The organism is Nocardioides hankookensis, from assembly GCF_042658885.1.
GTDB classification, from domain to species: Bacteria; Actinomycetota; Actinomycetes; order Propionibacteriales; family Nocardioidaceae; genus Nocardioides; species Nocardioides hankookensis.
The window spans coordinates 298,068-313,921 of record NZ_JBHSRJ010000004.1 but is presented as its reverse complement, the minus strand read 5'-3'; the positions used below and the strand labels follow the sequence as shown (position 1 = coordinate 313,921).

Below are 15,854 nucleotides of genomic sequence, written 5' to 3'. Positions count from 1 at the left end.
GCACCGATGAAGGAGGACCTCGTGGAGGTCAAGATCGGCGTCCAGAACGCCGCCCGTGAGCTGACGATCGAGGTCGACGAGACCGCCGAGGCCGTCGAGAAGCTCGTCGCCGACGCCGTGTCCGGCGACGGCGTGCTCAACCTCAAGGACGCCAAGGGCCGTCGCCTGATCGTCCCCGTCGCGAAGCTGGCGTACGTCGAGCTCGGTCACGGCGTCGCCGGCCAGGTCGGCTTCCGCAGCTGACGGTTCTAGGAGCATGATCCGGGGATGATCTCCGCCCTCCTCTGGGCCGTGATCGGTGGCACCGTGATCGGCCTGCTCGGCAAGCTGGTCGCGCCCGGCGACAGCGACGACGTGCCGCTGTGGCTGACGATCCTCTGCGGGATCGGCGGCTGCCTCGTCGGTGACTACCTCTACGGCCTGTTCTTCGACCCGCAGACGTTCGGCGTCGACTGGTGGCGCCACGGCTGGCAGGTCGTCGTCGCGGCCGTGCTCGTCACCATCGCGGCGACGCTGACCGGCCGCCGACGCGTCTAGCTGTCCGGCTCTAGGAGTCCAGGCCGAGCTCGGCCATCCGCTCGGCGTGCCGCTCGGTGATCCGGGCGAACATCCGGCCGAGCGCGGCCAGGTCGAGCCCGGGCCGGTCGATGCCGCCGGCGAGCAGCGCGGTGAGCGCGTCCCGGTCGGCGGCCACCCGCTGCGCCTGGGTGAGCGCCTCGCCCATCAGCCGGCGGCCCCACAGCGCCAGCCGGCCCCCGAGCCGCGGGTCCGCGGCGATCGCCGCGCGCACGCGTCCGACGACGAACTCCGAGTGCCCGGTGTCCTCGAGCGAGGCCACGATCAGGTCGCGGGTGTCGGGGTCGAGGTAGGCCGCGATCTCGCGGTAGAAGTCGTTGGCCATGCCGTCGCCGACATAGGCCTTGATCAGGCCCTCGTACCAGTCGGCGGGCGCCGTGTGCTCGTGGAACTTGTCGATCGGGCGGCGGAAGGGCGCCATCGCCGCGAACGGGTCGGCCCCCAGCTCGGCGAGCCGTGCGCGCAGCGAAGCGACGTGGCCGAGCTCCGCCGACGCCATCGAGGCGATCGCGACCTTGTCCTCCAGCGACGGCGCCAGCTTGGCGTCCTCGGCGAGGCGCTCGAAGGCCGAGATCTCGCCGTACGCGATCGCGGCGAGCAGGTCGATCACGGCCTCGCGGTACTGCGGGTCCTGGAACGCGACCGGGGTGTCGTCCGGCGTCGATGGGGGCACGTGCGCACCCTACAGATACAGTGGACGTGACCGAGGTCGCCCAGCTGTTCGTCGGCAGCGACCTCCCGCATGTGCGCGGCAGACCTGCCCGTTGTCTGTGACGGAGTCCGCCGCATCCGACATTCACTCGGTTGACACCCGGCTGACTCACGAAAGCAGAAGACACTGACCACGTTCCGAGAGCTCGGGGTGCTCCCCGAGATTTGCGACGCGCTCGAGCGCGCCAACATCACCACCCCCTTCGCCATCCAGGAGATGACCCTCTCCGTCGCGCTGCTGGGCACCGACCTGATCGGCCAGGCCCGCACCGGCACCGGCAAGACCCTCGCGTTCGGCATCCCGGTGCTGCAGCGCAGCGTCACGCCGACCGACCCGGCGTACGCCGACATGCCGCAGGGCAAGCCGCAGGCGCTGATCGTCGCCCCGACCCGTGAGCTCGCGCTCCAGGTCTCCAGCGACCTCGCGCTGGCCAGCGCCGACCTCGGCCTCCGGGTCCTGACCGTGTACGGCGGGGTCGGCTACGACACCCAGGTCGACGCGCTCGAGTCCGGCGTCGACGTCGTCGTCGGCACCCCGGGCCGCCTCATCGACCTGGCCAACCGCCGCGCCCTCGACCTCTCGCACGTGCACGCGCTCGTGCTCGACGAGGCCGACGAGATGCTCGACCTGGGCTTCCTGCCCGACGTCGAGAAGCTGCTCCGGATGACCCCGGAGACCCGGCAGACGATGCTCTTCTCCGCGACCATGCCCTCGGCGATCGTGTCGCTGGCCCGGATGCACATGCGGCACCCGATGAACATCCGCGCCGAGTCGTCGTACGAGAACGCGACGGTGCCCGCCACCGCGCAGTTCATCTACCAGGCCCACGACCTGGACAAGCCCGAGATCATCGGCCGCATCCTGCAGGCCGAGGACGTCGAGAAGATCATCGTCTTCACCCGCACCAAGCGGCAGGCGCAGCGCGTCGCCGACGACCTGACCGAGCGCGGCTTCAAGGCCAGCCCCCTGCACGGCGACATGGCGCAGGTGGCGCGCGAGAAGGCGCTCACGAAGTTCCGCGAGGACAAGATCCAGGTCCTGGTCGCGACCGACGTCGCCGCCCGCGGCATCGACGTCCGCGGCGTCTCGCACGTCATCAACTACACCTGCCCCGAGGACGACAAGACCTACGTCCACCGGATCGGCCGCACCGGCCGCGCAGGTGCCTCCGGCATCGCGATCACCTTCGTCGACTGGGCGGACCTGCACCGCTGGAAGATGATCAACAAGACGCTGGACCTGCCGTTCGACGAGCCGCAGGAGACCTACTCGACGTCCGAGCACCTCTTCCACGACCAGGGCATCGCCCCCGGCACCAAGGGCCGCATCGTCGACCCGGCGCCGGTGGAGCGCAAGCCGCGCGAGGACCGGGGCGAGCGCTCCGGTGAGCGTGGCGGCGACCGCCCGGCGCGCAACCGGAACCGCAACCGGACCCGCACCCGCTCCGGCGAGGCCGCCACGACCGGCGCGCCGGCCGCGAGCACCGAGGGTGGCGGCGACGCCCCCGCCGGTGCGAGCCGCAACCGCAACCGCAACCGTCGGCGCCGCTCCGGCGGCTCGGGCGGCGACAAGGCTCCCGCTGCCGAGTGACCTCGGCGTCCGCCGCTAGGCGGTGACGACGACGGTGCCCCCGACCGGCGCGAAGTTCCACAGCGCGACCGCGTCGGGGGTCTTCTGCCGGATGCAGCCGTGCGACTGCGGGGTGCCGAGCTGCGCCTTGGTCTGCAGCGGCACGCCGTCCTTGGTGGGGATCGTGTGGAAGCCGATCGCGGCGCCGCTCGGACCCTGGGCGAAGCGCACGAAGTACTCCATCACCCCGGAGTCGTCGATGCCGACCGCCCAGCGCGACTTGCTGTAGACGTCGTAGGTGCCGGGCTCGAGGTTGTCGAGGGTGCTGCCGGACACCAGGTAGGTACGCCGGACGCCCGTGTCCGCGTCGACCAGCCAGACCCGCTGCCGGCTCTGGCTGAAGACGACCCGCTTGCCGGTGCCGGAGTCGGCCGGAAGTGCGGTGTCGCGAGCGGGGTCGGTGGCCGACTCGGTGCTGTCCGCCGACGTGGTCGACGTCGACTCGTCGGGCGCGGTGCCGGACGGCGTGGTGTCGTCCGACGACTGCACCGCCGCCCCGATGTCGGCGGCGGCCGGGCTGGCCTGGCCGGACTGGTTGGCTGGTTGCTGCTGCGCCTCGGCGCCGTCGCCGTCCGAGAACGGCAGCGCGCCGAACGAGCCGAGCACCGCGATCGCCGTCACCGCGAGCGAGACCCCCAGAGCGCTGAGCCGGCCGTAGCGGGGCCGGACCGGCGCTGCCCGGTGGGCGCCGCGGGACTCGGTCATGACGCCCGTCCCGCCTTCTTCTTCTTGGCCTTCGGTCGCTTCGACCGGGCGACGAGGTTCTCCGTCGCCTCGCGGTAGGCGCGGGCACCCTTGCTGCTGCGGCTGGTGGCGAGGATCGACCGCCCGGCGGCGGGCGCCTCGGCGAACTTGATCGTCTTCGGGATCGGCGGCTCGATCACGTCGAGGTCGTAGGTGTCCGAGATCGTCTCGAGCACGGTGCGCGCGTGGTTGGTGCGCCCGTCGTACAGCGTCGGCAGCACGCCCCAGACCTCGAGCTTGCGGTTGGTGAAGCGGCGTACGTCGTGGACGGTGTCGAGCAGCTGGCCGACGCCGCGGTGCGAGAGCGTCTCGCACTGGAGCGGGATCAGCACCCCGTCGGCGGCGGTGAGCGCCGCGACCGTCATCACGCCGAGCGAGGGCGGGCAGTCGAGGAGCACCCAGTCGTACTCGGTGCCCTCCTCGGCGAGCGTCTCGACCATCGTCTTCACGACGTGCTCGCGGCCGGTGCGGGTCAGCAGCTCGGCCTCCGCGCGCGCCAGCTCGATCGTGGCCGGCAGCAGGTCGACGCCGTCGTCGGTCGCGATGATGACCTCGCTCGGGTCGACGCCCTTGGTGAGCACGTGGTGCACGGAGAGCTCGAGGTCCTCGGGGTCGATGCCCAGCGAGAAGGTCAGGCACGCCTGCGCGTCGAGGTCGACCAGCAGCACGGAGTGCCCGAGCTCCGCCAGAGCGGCGCCGACCGAGGCGACGGTCGTGGTCTTGGCGACGCCGCCCTTTTGGTTGGCGATCGCGAGCGTGGTGGTCATGCGGGGTCCCTGCGGCGTTGTCCGCTGGGGGAGCGCAGCGGAGGAAGCGGAGAACGTCGTGGGGTGCTCATCGCTGCCCATCATGCCGGACCGGTGCGCACAGATCCCGCAGGCACCTGCTTGAGCTGACGCCTGATTTACTCGGGCACATGTCGAAGACTGCGCTCGTGACCGGACCCACCGCAGGTATCGGTCGGTCCTTCGCCCACCAGCTCGCCGCCCAGGGCTACGACCTGGTCCTGGTCGCCCGCGACCGAGCCCGGCTGGAGGCCGAGGCGGCCGAGCTGACCGCGTCGTACGCCGTCGCCGTCGAGGTGCTGCCGGCCGACCTCGTCGACCGCGAGGAGCTCGCCGCGGTCGAGGCGCGGCTCGCCGACCGGGACCGCCCGGTCGACCTGCTGGTCAACAACGCGGGCTTCGGGCTGAAGCGGCGCTTCCTCGACAACTCCGTCGACGCCGAGCAGGCGATGCTCGAGGTGCTGGTCACCGCCGTGATGCGGCTCAGCCACGCCGCCCTCGGACCGATGACCGAGCGTGGCAGTGGCGGCATCATCAACGTCTCGAGCGTCGCGTCCTTCCTGCCCCGCGGCAGCTACAGCGCCGCGAAGGCGTGGGTGAACTCCTTCTCGGAGTGGGCGGCGTACGAGTACCGCGACCAGGGCGTCACGATCACCTGCCTGTGCCCGGGCTTCACCAAGACCGAGTTCCACGAGCGGATGGACGTCTCGCGCGGCTCGGCGCCCGAGTTCATGTGGCTCGACGCCGACGAGCTGGTCGCCGATGCTCTCGCGGACCACGCCAAGGGCAAGGTCTTCTCGATCCCCGGCGCTCAGTACAAGGTGATCACGCGCGCGGCCCGGATGGTCCCGACGCCGTTGCTCAAGCGGTTCCAGGGCCTCGGCCGGAAGTGATGACCGGCGTCGCCCGATCGCTGCGGGCGGCCGCCTCGGCGGCCATCGCCATCAGCCGCTCGTACTCCTCCGGGGCCGTGGTGTTGCAGCCCAGGTCGTGGTCGATCTTGCCGACGCCGTGGTAGTCGCTCGACCCCGTGGCGACCAGGCCCAGGTCGCGCGCCATCGCCCGTAGCCGCTCGCGGGTGGCAGCGTCGTGGTCCTGGTGGTCGACCTCGATCCCCGCGAGCCCGCCGGCGCGCAGCCGCGCCAGCGTGGCCTCGTCGGGCCGACCCAGGCCGCCCCTCCCCCACGGGTGCGCGATCACGGACACCCCGCCGGCCTCGGTCACCGCGCGGATCGTCGCTTCCAGCGGAGCGGCGTACCGGTTCACGAACGCGACCTTGCCGGCGCCGAGGTAGCGGTCGAACGCCTCGGTGCGGTCACCGACGACGCCCAGGGTGACGAGCGCGTCGGCGATGTGCGGTCGTCCGGTGGCTGCGGCACCGTGCGCGGCCGCGCGTACGTCGTCGACGGTGATCTCGATGCCGAGGCCGCGCAGCCGCTGCACCATGTCGGGCACCCGGGACTCGCGACCGGTCAGCACGCGGGCCAGCTCGTCGGCCAGCGCGGGGCTCGTGGGGTCGGGGAGGTATGCGAGCAGGTGCACGCTGCGACCGTGGTGGCCGGTGCTGATCTCCATGCCCGGGACCAGGGTGATGCCGACCTCGTCGGCGGCCGCCGACGCCTCCACCCAGCCGTCGGCCGTGTCGTGGTCGGTGATCGCCACGACGTCGAGCCCGGCCCGCGCCGCTGCGCGCACCAGCTCGGCCGGGGTGTCGGTCCCGTCGCTGGCGCGGGAGTGCGTGTGCAGGTCGATGCGCACGGGCCAACCCTAGGCGGTGGGAACTCGGTTGCGACGGTCGGCACCGGCTCCCACACTCGCCGGGTGCACGACTTCACACCGCCGCCGCCGCCGCGCCCGCCCTGGGCGGACGACCTGCTCGCTGAGGTGGGGCGCGCCTTCGTGGAGACCGGGGCGACGACGCCGGGCTGGCCCGACCCGCACCCGGACCGGCACCCCCTCGAGGAGGAGTACTCCCGGGTCCTGGACCCGGGCAAGTACCGCATCCTCGGCACCCGGCTCGACGCCTGGGCACGGGTGCTCGACGAGCGCGACGTGGCGGCTGAGGAGCGGGAGGGCCTGCGCCGCTCGTTGGTCCCGACGCGACCGGGCGCGCTGACACTGGTCGCCCTCACGACGGAGGTCGACGGCGCGCCGTACGGCCTGGACCTGGGCCTGCCCGACGGAGCCGGAGGCGCGGCGCGGATCGACCTCCTGCCCGACTGCGGCTGCGACGCCTGCGACTCCGGCTCGGCGGACCTCCTGGAGGTCCTCGACGGCTGGGTGCTCACCGTCGCGCGTGGCGGCGTCGTCCACGCGCAGGGCCCGGGCGGGTCGGTGACCCGGATGCTGGACGGGTGGCAGGGCACCGGCCAGATCGACGAGCGCTGGCTCGACGGCGCCCGGCCACCTCCCGACGACGTACGCCGCTGGGCCGGCCGGCCCTGGCTCTGACCCGACCTCACCAGCCGGGGCGGTGTCCCCCGAAGGGCAGCTCGACCAGCTGCGGCCCGGCGCCCGACACGTCGCGCAGGATCCAGTCGTCGCGGAAGAGCAGCAGCGCCGACGCCGGCCGCATCACGATCCACAGCCAGCGGCCCGCCGCCTCGCCCGCCAGCACGGACCGGTCCCACTCGCCGTCCGCGCTGCTCGTCGAGATGTCCCACAGGTTGACCGACTGGCTGCCGATCCGCACCCGCGCCGACGGCGGCCGCTCGCCGATCTCCGATCCCGGGTCGGTGTAGCGCGTCCCCGCGCACCGCGCCCCCAGCCCGGTGCCGGCCTCCTCGGCCACGACGAGCACGTCGACCGGACCGTCGAGCTCGCTGGTCCCGGACGCACAGGTCAGCGCCGCCGTCGCCCGCCCCGGTGCCGGCGCGACGGCGGCGAAGTCCGTCAGCGTCCACCCCGGGCTCAGCGGCCACGGCACGTACGTCGGGAAGCCGTCCGCCGTGCGCAGGTGCTCCGCGAACCCGTCGTACGACGCCTCCTCCGCGCGCCACAGCGGACTCGTCACTCCGTGGTCCGGGCACGACCAGCCGCCGTCCGTCGTCTCCGCCACGGGAGCCGGGCAGCGCACGCAGCTCGCCGTCAGCATGGGACAACGGTGCGGATCGGCGCCGCGGCCGTCAAGGGTGCCTGCGGAGCTGCCGGCAGCGCCGCGGTTCGTGATGGTCGCCGCTCGCTGTGGTTGCGCGGGCGACTTCCGGCCACTTGTCGGCCTGCGGGTCCGCGCGGGTCGACCGTCGTGGCCCGGGCATAGCAGGGTGGTGCGCGGTGGTTGAGGTGCGAGCGCAGCGAGCCTCGACACCACCGCCCCCGCGCGCCGACAGGCTTCCTACACGGGCACGGCGGGCTCGTGGCCGGGGCCGCCTCCCGGCACACGGTGGTTGAGGTGCGAGCGCAGCGAGCCTCGAAACCACCACCCCGCTACTGGTAGATCTCGTCGAAACTTCTTCACAACCTCATTCGCACATCTGTTCGAATCGTGGTAGGATCGAGCATGGCTCGACGCACCCGGACCCAGGTCCCGCAGCTGCGGGACCTGTTGGCGTGCGCGACCGAGGCCGACCTCGCCGAACGACTCGCCGCCGCGAAGAAGTTCGAGCTCGCGGCCCGGTGGGCCGAAGCGCACCCGGCACCCGTCGAGGACGCGGTGGTCGACGAGCTGGGTGAGCTGGTGATGTTCGGCGACCAGCCGATCGCCCTCGCCGGCGAGGGTGCACCGGGGATGAGTGAGTTCGCGGTCGCGGAGTTCGCCGCCGCAGTCGGGATGACCGCTCACCAAGGTCGGGCGTACCTCGGTGCAGCCCTGGAAGCGAAGTACCGGCTCCCGCAGATCTGGGCGCGCGCGATGACCGGGGAGGTCGCGGTGTGGAAGGTCCGCCGGGTCACCGACCGCACCCGCCGTCTCGACCCCATCGCCGCCGCCAGCGTGGACGGTGACCTCGCACCCTTGCTGGGCTCGTGCTCGTGGGTCAAGGTCGAGAACGCCGTCGAGACCGCCGCTGCCGAAGCAGACCCCGAGCACGCCGAAGGCATCCGGCTGGATAGGTCCCGCGACCAGCACCTCGACATCGGTCTCACCGTCACCCACCTCAACGACGGCCTCGTCCCCGTGTCCGGGCTTCTGGACTACACCGACGCCCTCGCGTTGGAGGCCCAGATCAAGGCCGGCGCCCACGCCCTCCTCGCCGACCACCCCGAGCTCGACCTCGACATCCGCCGCGCGATGGCCGCCGGCCAGCTCGGTGGCGATGCTGCTGTGCCGCGTGAGGTGGTGATCTACGCCCACCACCAGCCCGACGAGGCCCACGGCATCGTGAGTGTTGAGGGCGCCCACCTGCCCTACGCGACCATCGAGCAGCTGTCTGAGTGGTGCACCCAGCAAGGCACCCGGGTCAGCATCCGACCGGTGTTGGATCTGTCCGAGGAGATCACCGTCGACCGGTACACCCCCTCGGACCGACAGCGGGAGCAGGCCATCCTGATCACGCCGACGTGCGTGTTCCCGCACTGCAACAAGGAAGCCCGGGGTTGCGACCTCGACCACATCCAGCCCTACAACCAGGGCGGGAAGACCACCAGCTCGAACCTGGCGCCACTGTGCCGCTACCACCACCGGGTCAAGACGTTCGGCGGCTGGACCTACCACCGCACCTCCCGCACCGGCTTCCTGTGGACCACCCCGAAGGGCCGCACCCACCCCGTCGACTTCGACGACCACCGACGGCGACGAACCCGCTGACCACCACCCCACCGGCCACCGCCGGTGGGGCCACTCCCACGCCCACTGCGGCCGGTGGGTGGTTTCGAGGCTCGCTGCGCTCGCACCTCAACCATCGAGGGTGCCGAGCTAGAAACCCACCCGTCGAGGCCCGGAGTCGTTGCGGACGACCGCGCCCTTCTCCTGGGCGGACTTCTTCAGCTCGGCCTGGAAGGCCGACATCTTCTCCTGCAGCTCCGGTGAGGTGGCGGCGAGGATGCGCACGGCGAGCAGGCCGGCGTTGCGGGCGCCGCCGACGGCGACGGTGGCGACAGGGACGCCAGCGGGCATCTGCACGATCGAGAGCAGCGAGTCCATGCCGTCGAGGTACTTCAGTGGGACCGGTACGCCGATCACGGGCAGCGGCGTGACCGCGGCGAGCATGCCCGGCAGGTGGGCCGCTCCCCCGGCGCCGGCGATGATCACCGAGAGCCCGCGCGAGGCCGCGTCACGACCGTAGGACAGCATCTCCTCCGGCATCCGGTGTGCGGAGACGACGTCGGCCTCGTAGGCGATGTCGAACTCGGCCAGCGCCTCGCCGGCCAGCCGCATCACCGGCCAGTCGGAGTCGGAGCCCATCACGATGCCGACGGATGCCATCTCATTCACTCTCGTTTCCCAGGTCGCCCCGGAACCACGCGGCCGCGTGCCGGGCCCGCTCGAGACACTCGTCGAGGTCGTCGCCGTAGGCGTTGACGTGCCCGACCTTGCGTCCCGGACGGAGGTCCTTGCCGTAGAGGTGCACCCGCAGGTGCGGGTCGCGCGCGAGCGCGTGCGGGTAGCCGTCGTAGAGGCGCCCGACCGACGCATCAGGACCACCGAGGATGTTGACCATCACCGTCCACCGCGCCCGCGGGGCCGGGGAGCCGAGCGGCAGGTCGAGCACGGCGCGCAGGTGGTTCTCGAACTGCGAGGTCACCGCGCCGTCCTGGGTCCAGTGCCCGGTGTTGTGCGGGCGCATCGCGAGCTCGTTGACGAGGATCCGGCCGTCGTTGGTCTCGAACAGCTCGACGGCCAGGACGCCCGTGACGCCGAGCGCGCCGGCGATCCGCAGCGCGACCTCCTGCGCCTGCCCGGCCAGCTCCGGGTCGAGGTCGGGCGCGGGCGCGACCACCTCGTGGCAGATGCCGTCGAGCTGGGTCGAGGCGACGACGGGGTACGACGCCGCCTGGCCGCTCGGCGAGCGGGCGACCAGCGCCGACAGCTCGCGCCGGAAGTCGACCAGCTCCTCGGCGAGGATCCGCACGCCGGCGGCCTCGGCCGCGGCGAACGCGTCGGCACAGTCGTCGGCCGAGCGGACGAACCACACGCCCTTGCCGTCGTACCCGCCCCGCGTCGTCTTGAGCACGCACGGGAAGCCGAACGACTCCACGTCCGCGACGTCAGCCACGATCGCGTTGCGCGGGCACGGCACGCCGAGCTCGGCGAGCCGCTCGCGCATCACGCCCTTGTCCTGGGCGTGCACGAGCGCCTCCGGCCCGGGTCGTACGGCGACGCCGTCGGCCTCGAGCGCGTGCAGGTGCTCGGTCGGGACGTGCTCGTGGTCGAAGGTCACGACCGGGCAGCCGCTGGTGACCTCCCGCAGCGTCGCGAGGTCGTGGTAGTCGCCGACCCGGTGGTCCGGGATCACCTGCGCGGCGGAGACGCCCTCGGCCTCGGCGAGCAGCCGCAGCGGCAGGCCGAGCGCGGCCGCGGGCTCCGCCATCATCCGGGCCAGCTGGCCGCCACCGATCACGGCGAGCGTGGGCGCGTGGGTGGGGTCCGGCGCAGGCACGCGCCCAGCCTAGAGGTCGGCGTCAGGACCCGTTGCGCAGGTCCTCGGTCTCGAACCGGAGCCCGCGGCCGCGGATCGTGGTGATCAGGTGCGGCTGGCGGCTGTCGTCACCGAGCTTGCGGCGTACCCACCCCAGGTGCACGTCGATCGTCTTCGAGGACGTCCAGAACGTCGTGTGCCAGACCTCGCGCATCAGGTCCTCGCGGCTGACGATGTCACCGGCCCGGGTCATCAGGGCGTGCACGAGGTCGAACTCCTTGCGCGACAGCACGATCTCCTCGCTCCCGCGCCACGTACGGCGTGCCTCGGGATCGAGCTTGATCTCCTGGACCTCGATCATCCGCCCACCGTAAGAAGGTGACACGTGTCACGTGGGCAAATGGCGGAATTTCCTGGGGTTGCCTAGGCGCGACGGACGGTCAACGGTTCGACGATGCCGAAGCCGCGGACCGGCCGGGCCGGCAGCCGCCGGGTCTCGAACTCGTCCTCCGGCAGCAGGTCGGCGGTGGTCGCGTCGATGATGATGCGGTTGCGCCGGGCGACCGCGGTCAGCCGGGCCGCCAGGTTGACCGGCGGTCCGAAGACGTCACCGAGCCGCATCACGACCGCCCCGCTGGCCAGGCCGAGGCGGATGTCGGGCATCCGGGCGTCACGGCCGACGACGTTGATGATGCCCTCGGCGATGTCGTAGGCCCGGACAGGGTCGTCGCTCACGAACAGCACCGAGTCCCCGATGCTCTTGATGACCCGACCACCCTGGGTGGTGACGACGTCGGCGCACCGGGACTCGAAGATCTCGACCAGGTCGCCGATCCGCTCCTCGGTGAGCCGGTTGGAGAGGGCGGTGAAGCTGACGATGTCGGCGAAGCCCACCGTGAGCTGGACCGTGTTGAGGTCCTCCTCGTTGGCCCGCAGGGCCTCGACCCGGGCGACAGCGGCGGCGAGGTGGCGGCGCCAGACGTAGACGAGCAACTCCTCGAAGGGGTCCTTGATCTGCTCGATCAGGCGCAGCGCAGAACCGGTGCGCCCCTCGTCGGTCCCCGGGTCGGCGGCGAGCTCGTCGACCCGCGACACCAGCGTCGAGACCTCCCAGTCCGCCAGCCGGGCCATGGTCTGGCCGACGGCGCGGGTCAGGTTGACCGCGAGGTCGAAGTCGATCAGGCCGCCGCGGACGGCGCTGATCATCGTGGACAGCGCCTCGGTGTCCGCGTCGGTGTAGGCGTTCTCGAGGCCGTGCTCGGGGAAGCCCAGGGCACGCCAGAGCCGGCGGGCCTCCTCGAGGGTCACGCCGGTGGCCTCGGCGACCTCCTGGGCGTTGAGCTCCGGCGTCTCCCCGAGGATCGCGCGCTCGAGGTCGTCGGGGCCGGGCTGGTCAGGCTCCGTCGTCATGTCCTGCCGCGGGGTCGTGGATCCGCTGGAGCATCTGGTTGAGCTGGCGCTGGGTCTCCTCGACCCGCGGGATGTCGTGCAGCTTGATCGTGCCGTGCGTGCTCGCGTCGGAGATCAGCAGCGTGCCGCAGCCGAGCAGCCGGTCGATCGGGCCGAACTCGTAGGCGATGTCGCTGATCCGGGCCAGCGGCATGTCGTGCCCGCGCCGCACGATCACGCCGGTGCGGGTGATCAGCCGGCGGTCGGTGAACGTGTACGTCGCGGTCGCCCAGATGATCAGCGGCCGGAGCACGAACCAGATGACACCGACGGCGACCAGGATCCACACGCCGTTCGTCAGGATGCCCTGGTCGACCTTGACCTGGACGAACGTCCCGATCGCCAGGAAGAGGACCAGCATGAAGATCGGGAAGATCAGTGCCTTGACGTGCGTGCGCGTGTCGACGACGACTTTCTCGCCCTCGTTCAGGAGCTTCGGTGAGATGGCCACGGGGCGATCATGTCACCGATCGACGGCGCGCACGTGGACTACGTCACCCGCACCGACCGCCGTCTCGCCGTCCGGTCCAGACACCACGAGGCGGCCGCCGGAGTCCACCTCGGTCGCCCGACCGAGCAGCGGCTGCCCCGACGGCATCTCCACCCGTACGTCGCGGCCCACGGTCACGCACGCTGCGGCGTACGACGTGGCGAGCCGGCGGTGCGCCTCCGCGCCACCCGCCTGCCACGCGTCGTACGCCTCGACGAGCGTGCTCAGGACCGCCCCCAGCACCGCGGTGCGGTCGGGCTCGGCGCCGCCCTCGATCGCCAGGGACGTCGCGGTCGGGACCGGCAGCTCCTCGGCCGTCAGCGAGACGTTGATGCCGACGCCGACCACCGCTGCCGGCCCGTCCGGCGTCTCGACCCGCTCGACCAGGATGCCGACCAGCTTGCGGTCGGCGATGAGCACGTCGTTGGGCCACTTCACGCCCGCGTCGTACCCCAGGCCCTGGAGCGCCCGCGAGACGGAGAGGCCGGTGAGCAGCGGCAGCCACGGCCAGTCGGCGGCGGGCACGGTCGGGCGCAGGACCACGGAGAAGAGCAGGGCGGCCCGCGGCGGCGTGTGCCAGGTGCGGTCCAGGCGGCCACGACCGGCACTCTGGCTCTCGGCGACGACGACGAGGCCCTCGGCGGCGCCCGACCGCGCACGGTCGGCGGCGACGGCGTTCGTGGAGGTCGCCTCCTCCAGCACCTCGACGTCCAGTGCGGGGGCGAGCGACGCCAGTCGCCGGGCGTCGAGTGATGGGCGTCTCATGGCGTCTGCGGTCACGGGCACTAGATTGACCCACGGTCCCAACCGCACGCCAACGAGGAGCCAATGACGATGAGCGCCCAGCCCGGCGAGGGAACCGACGTTCCCGAGGACATCGACCTCCACACGACCGCCGGCAAGCTGGCCGACCTCGACCGACGCCTCGACGAGGCCGTCCACGCCGGGTCCGCGAAGGCCGTCGAGAAGCAGCACGCCAAGGGCCGCAAGACGGCCCGCGAGCGGATCGAGCTGCTCTTCGACGAGGGCTCGTTCGTGGAGCTCGACGAGCTCGCCCGGCACCGCTCGACGGCGTTCGGGCTCGAGAAGAACCGCCCGTACGGCGACGGCGTGATCACCGGCTACGGCACGATCGACGGCCGCCAGGTCTGCGTGTTCTCCCAGGACTTCACGATCTTCGGCGGCTCGCTCGGCGAGGTCTACGGCGAGAAGATCACCAAGGTCATGGACCTCGCCATCAAGACCGGCTGCCCGATCATCGGCATCAACGAGGGCGCCGGCGCCCGCATCCAGGAGGGCGTCGTCTCGCTCGGCCTGTACGGCGAGATCTTCCGCCGCAACGTGCACGCCTCGGGCGTCATCCCGCAGATCTCGATGATCATGGGCTCCTGCGCCGGCGGGCACGTCTACTCCCCCGCGGTCACCGACTTCACGATCATGGTCGACGGCACGTCCAACATGTTCATCACCGGCCCCGACGTCATCAAGACGGTCACCGGCGAGGACGTCTCGATGGAGGACCTCGGCGGCGCGCGCACCCACAACACCAAGTCCGGCAACGCCCACTACATGGGCTCCGACGAGGACGACGCGATCGAGTACGTCAAGGCGCTGCTGTCCTACCTGCCGCAGAACAACCTCGACGAGGCACCGACGTACGGCGACGTCGCGGACACGGACATCTCGGACCTCGACCGGGCGCTCGACACCATCATCCCGGACTCGCCGAACCAGCCCTACGACATGCGCGACGTGATCACCACCGTCGTCGACGACGAGGACTTCCTCGAGGTCCAGGAGCTCTTCGCGCCCAACATCGTCATCGGCTTCGGCCGGGTCGAGGGCCACCCGGTCGGCGTCGTCGCCAACCAGCCGATGCAGTTCGCCGGCACCCTCGACATCGACGCCTCCGAGAAGGCCGCGCGCTTCGTGCGGTTCTGCGACGCCTTCAACATCCCGGTGCTGACCTTCGTCGACGTGCCCGGCTTCCTGCCCGGCACCGACCAGGAGTGGAACGGCATCATCCGCCGCGGCGCCAAGCTCATCTACGCGTACGCCGAGGCGACGGTCCCGCTGGTCACGATCATCACCCGCAAGGCGTACGGCGGGGCCTACGACGTGATGGGCTCCAAGCACCTCGGCGCCGACATCAACCTCGCCTGGCCGACCGCCCAGATCGCCGTGATGGGCGCCCAGGGCGCCGCGAACATCGTGCACCGCAAGACGCTGAAGAAGGTCGAGGAGGACGGCGGCGACGTCGAGGCCAAGCGCGCCGAGCTCATCGACGAGTACGAGACCACGCTCGCCAACCCCTACATCGCCGCCGAGCGCGGCTACGTCGACGCGGTCATCTCGCCCCACGAGACCCGGGTCGAGGTCGTCCGGGCGCTGCGCCTGCTCCGCTCCAAGCGGGAGACGCTGCCGGCCAAGAAGCACGGGAACATCCCTCTGTGAGCGAAGCTCACAGAGGCAGCCGAGCCGGCGCCAGTTTTCAGGAGGAGCGCAGCGGGGGAATGAAAACTGGCGCCGGCTCGGCGTGAAGCAGACAGTGGGACGAGAGGAGCGGGTGAGCGAAGAGATGCCAGAGACCACCGAGAGCCACGAGGCAGGCTCGACCACAGAGGCTGCTCCCCCCACCCTGCGCATCGTCAACGCGGACGCGACCCCCGAGGAGGTCGCGGCGATCGTGGCCGTCTTCGCCGCGCTCCAGGGCGAAGCGGCGCCGGAGCCCCGTCGTACGCCGGAGTGGGCCGCACCGCACCGGCTCGTCCGTCGCACGCTGCCGCACGGCCCGGGCGGCTGGCGCTCGAGCGCGCTGCCCCGCTGACCCGTGACCTGGACCACCCTCCTGACCCATACTTAGGGAGATCTTTGGGGTTTTCGGTGTGGGGGCTTGAGACGCGGTCTCCAGACTGGAGTCACACGGGGCAGCCGCATCGGGCGGAACCCTCAGC

The 15,854-nt window shown here is 71.7% G+C and carries 19 protein-coding genes; 8 read left to right on the top strand and 11 right to left on the bottom strand.

Annotated features, from left to right (window positions below; all coding sequences use genetic code 11):
• Positions 1–21: 21 nt before the first annotated feature.
• Both ACFPYL_RS07890 and ACFPYL_RS07885 read left to right on the top strand, forming a co-directional pair.
• Entirely contained in the window at positions 22–243 is a 222-nt protein-coding gene (locus ACFPYL_RS07890; RefSeq protein ID WP_056158629.1) for a DUF3107 domain-containing protein, read from the top strand.
• Positions 244–267: 24 nt separating this feature from the next.
• Positions 268–537: a hypothetical protein gene (locus ACFPYL_RS07885; protein ID WP_379152680.1), complete on the top strand. Its 270-nt coding sequence runs from the start codon at positions 268–270 to the stop codon at positions 535–537.
• A gap of 10 nt (positions 538–547) precedes the next feature.
• On the opposite strand, the gene ACFPYL_RS07880 is transcribed toward ACFPYL_RS07885, so the two are convergent.
• The gene (locus tag ACFPYL_RS07880) at positions 548–1,249 is read right to left on the bottom strand and encodes a ferritin-like fold-containing protein (RefSeq protein WP_379152678.1); all 702 of its coding nucleotides are present in this window, start codon (positions 1,247–1,249) and stop codon (positions 548–550) included.
• Positions 1,250–1,504: 255 nt separating this feature from the next.
• Between ACFPYL_RS07880 and ACFPYL_RS07875 the strand changes: the two genes are divergently transcribed.
• Positions 1,505–2,878 (top strand): DEAD/DEAH box helicase, encoded by a 1,374-nt coding sequence (locus ACFPYL_RS07875; RefSeq protein WP_379155398.1) that lies wholly within the window; start codon positions 1,505–1,507, stop codon positions 2,876–2,878.
• Positions 2,879–2,893: 15 nt separating this feature from the next.
• On the opposite strand, the gene ACFPYL_RS07870 is transcribed toward ACFPYL_RS07875, so the two are convergent.
• Positions 2,894–3,622: a L,D-transpeptidase gene (locus ACFPYL_RS07870; RefSeq protein WP_379152676.1), complete on the bottom strand. Its 729-nt coding sequence runs from the start codon at positions 3,620–3,622 to the stop codon at positions 2,894–2,896.
• Positions 3,619–4,428, bottom strand: a complete 810-nt coding sequence (locus tag ACFPYL_RS07865; protein WP_379152674.1) for a ParA family protein — start codon at positions 4,426–4,428, stop codon at positions 3,619–3,621. Before ACFPYL_RS07865 ends, ACFPYL_RS07870 begins: the two co-directional genes overlap by 4 nt.
• Before the next feature lie 149 nt (positions 4,429–4,577).
• Between ACFPYL_RS07865 and ACFPYL_RS07860 the strand changes: the two genes are divergently transcribed.
• On the top strand, positions 4,578–5,339 hold the full coding sequence (locus ACFPYL_RS07860; protein WP_379152672.1) for an SDR family NAD(P)-dependent oxidoreductase: 762 nt from the start codon (positions 4,578–4,580) through the stop codon (positions 5,337–5,339).
• Here ACFPYL_RS07860 and ACFPYL_RS07855 read toward each other — a convergent pair.
• Positions 5,308–6,204, bottom strand: a complete 897-nt coding sequence (locus tag ACFPYL_RS07855; protein ID WP_379152670.1) for a PHP domain-containing protein — start codon at positions 6,202–6,204, stop codon at positions 5,308–5,310. The two genes, ACFPYL_RS07860 and ACFPYL_RS07855, sit on opposite strands and share 32 nt — an antisense overlap.
• 63 nt (positions 6,205–6,267) lie before the next feature.
• Between ACFPYL_RS07855 and ACFPYL_RS07850 the strand changes: the two genes are divergently transcribed.
• Positions 6,268–6,897: a DUF6226 family protein gene (locus tag ACFPYL_RS07850; RefSeq protein ID WP_379152668.1), complete on the top strand. Its 630-nt coding sequence runs from the start codon at positions 6,268–6,270 to the stop codon at positions 6,895–6,897.
• Between the two features lie 7 nt (positions 6,898–6,904).
• Here the strand turns inward: ACFPYL_RS07850 and ACFPYL_RS07845 are convergent, their stop codons facing one another.
• Complete coding sequence (locus ACFPYL_RS07845; RefSeq protein ID WP_379152666.1) at positions 6,905–7,540, bottom strand: DUF6758 family protein; 636 nt, start codon at positions 7,538–7,540, stop codon at positions 6,905–6,907.
• A gap of 405 nt (positions 7,541–7,945) precedes the next feature.
• Between ACFPYL_RS07845 and ACFPYL_RS07840 the strand changes: the two genes are divergently transcribed.
• On the top strand, positions 7,946–9,190 hold the full coding sequence (locus tag ACFPYL_RS07840) for an HNH endonuclease signature motif containing protein (protein ID WP_379152664.1): 1,245 nt from the start codon (positions 7,946–7,948) through the stop codon (positions 9,188–9,190).
• Between the two features lie 108 nt (positions 9,191–9,298).
• Here ACFPYL_RS07840 and purE read toward each other — a convergent pair whose 3' ends face one another.
• The 6 genes from purE to ACFPYL_RS07810 form a co-directional block, all read right to left on the bottom strand.
• Positions 9,299–9,808, bottom strand: coding sequence for a 5-(carboxyamino)imidazole ribonucleotide mutase (gene purE / locus ACFPYL_RS07835; RefSeq protein WP_379152662.1), 510 nt, complete (start codon positions 9,806–9,808; stop codon positions 9,299–9,301).
• Between the two features lies 1 nt (position 9,809).
• The gene (locus tag ACFPYL_RS07830) at positions 9,810–10,982 is read right to left on the bottom strand and encodes a 5-(carboxyamino)imidazole ribonucleotide synthase (protein ID WP_379152660.1); all 1,173 of its coding nucleotides are present in this window, start codon (positions 10,980–10,982) and stop codon (positions 9,810–9,812) included.
• 22 nt (positions 10,983–11,004) lie between these two features.
• A complete protein-coding gene (locus ACFPYL_RS07825; protein ID WP_379152658.1) occupies positions 11,005–11,322 on the bottom strand; it encodes a winged helix-turn-helix domain-containing protein in 318 nt (105 codons plus the stop codon).
• Between the two features lie 62 nt (positions 11,323–11,384).
• A complete protein-coding gene (locus ACFPYL_RS07820; RefSeq protein WP_379152656.1) occupies positions 11,385–12,371 on the bottom strand; it encodes an adenylate/guanylate cyclase domain-containing protein in 987 nt (328 codons plus the stop codon).
• Complete coding sequence (locus tag ACFPYL_RS07815) at positions 12,355–12,861, bottom strand: PH domain-containing protein (RefSeq protein WP_056158362.1); 507 nt, start codon at positions 12,859–12,861, stop codon at positions 12,355–12,357. The genes ACFPYL_RS07820 and ACFPYL_RS07815 overlap by 17 nt, the downstream gene beginning before the upstream one ends.
• 12 nt (positions 12,862–12,873) lie before the next feature.
• Positions 12,874–13,665, bottom strand: coding sequence for a biotin--[acetyl-CoA-carboxylase] ligase (locus tag ACFPYL_RS07810; RefSeq protein ID WP_379152654.1), 792 nt, complete (start codon positions 13,663–13,665; stop codon positions 12,874–12,876).
• 69 nt (positions 13,666–13,734) lie between these two features.
• Between ACFPYL_RS07810 and ACFPYL_RS07805 the strand changes: the two genes are divergently transcribed.
• Complete coding sequence (locus ACFPYL_RS07805; protein WP_379152652.1) at positions 13,735–15,354, top strand: acyl-CoA carboxylase subunit beta; 1,620 nt, start codon at positions 13,735–13,737, stop codon at positions 15,352–15,354.
• A 112-nt stretch (positions 15,355–15,466) separates the two neighbouring features.
• Positions 15,467–15,727, top strand: a complete 261-nt coding sequence (locus ACFPYL_RS07800; RefSeq protein ID WP_379152650.1) for an acyl-CoA carboxylase epsilon subunit — start codon at positions 15,467–15,469, stop codon at positions 15,725–15,727.
• Positions 15,728–15,854 lie beyond the last annotated feature (127 nt).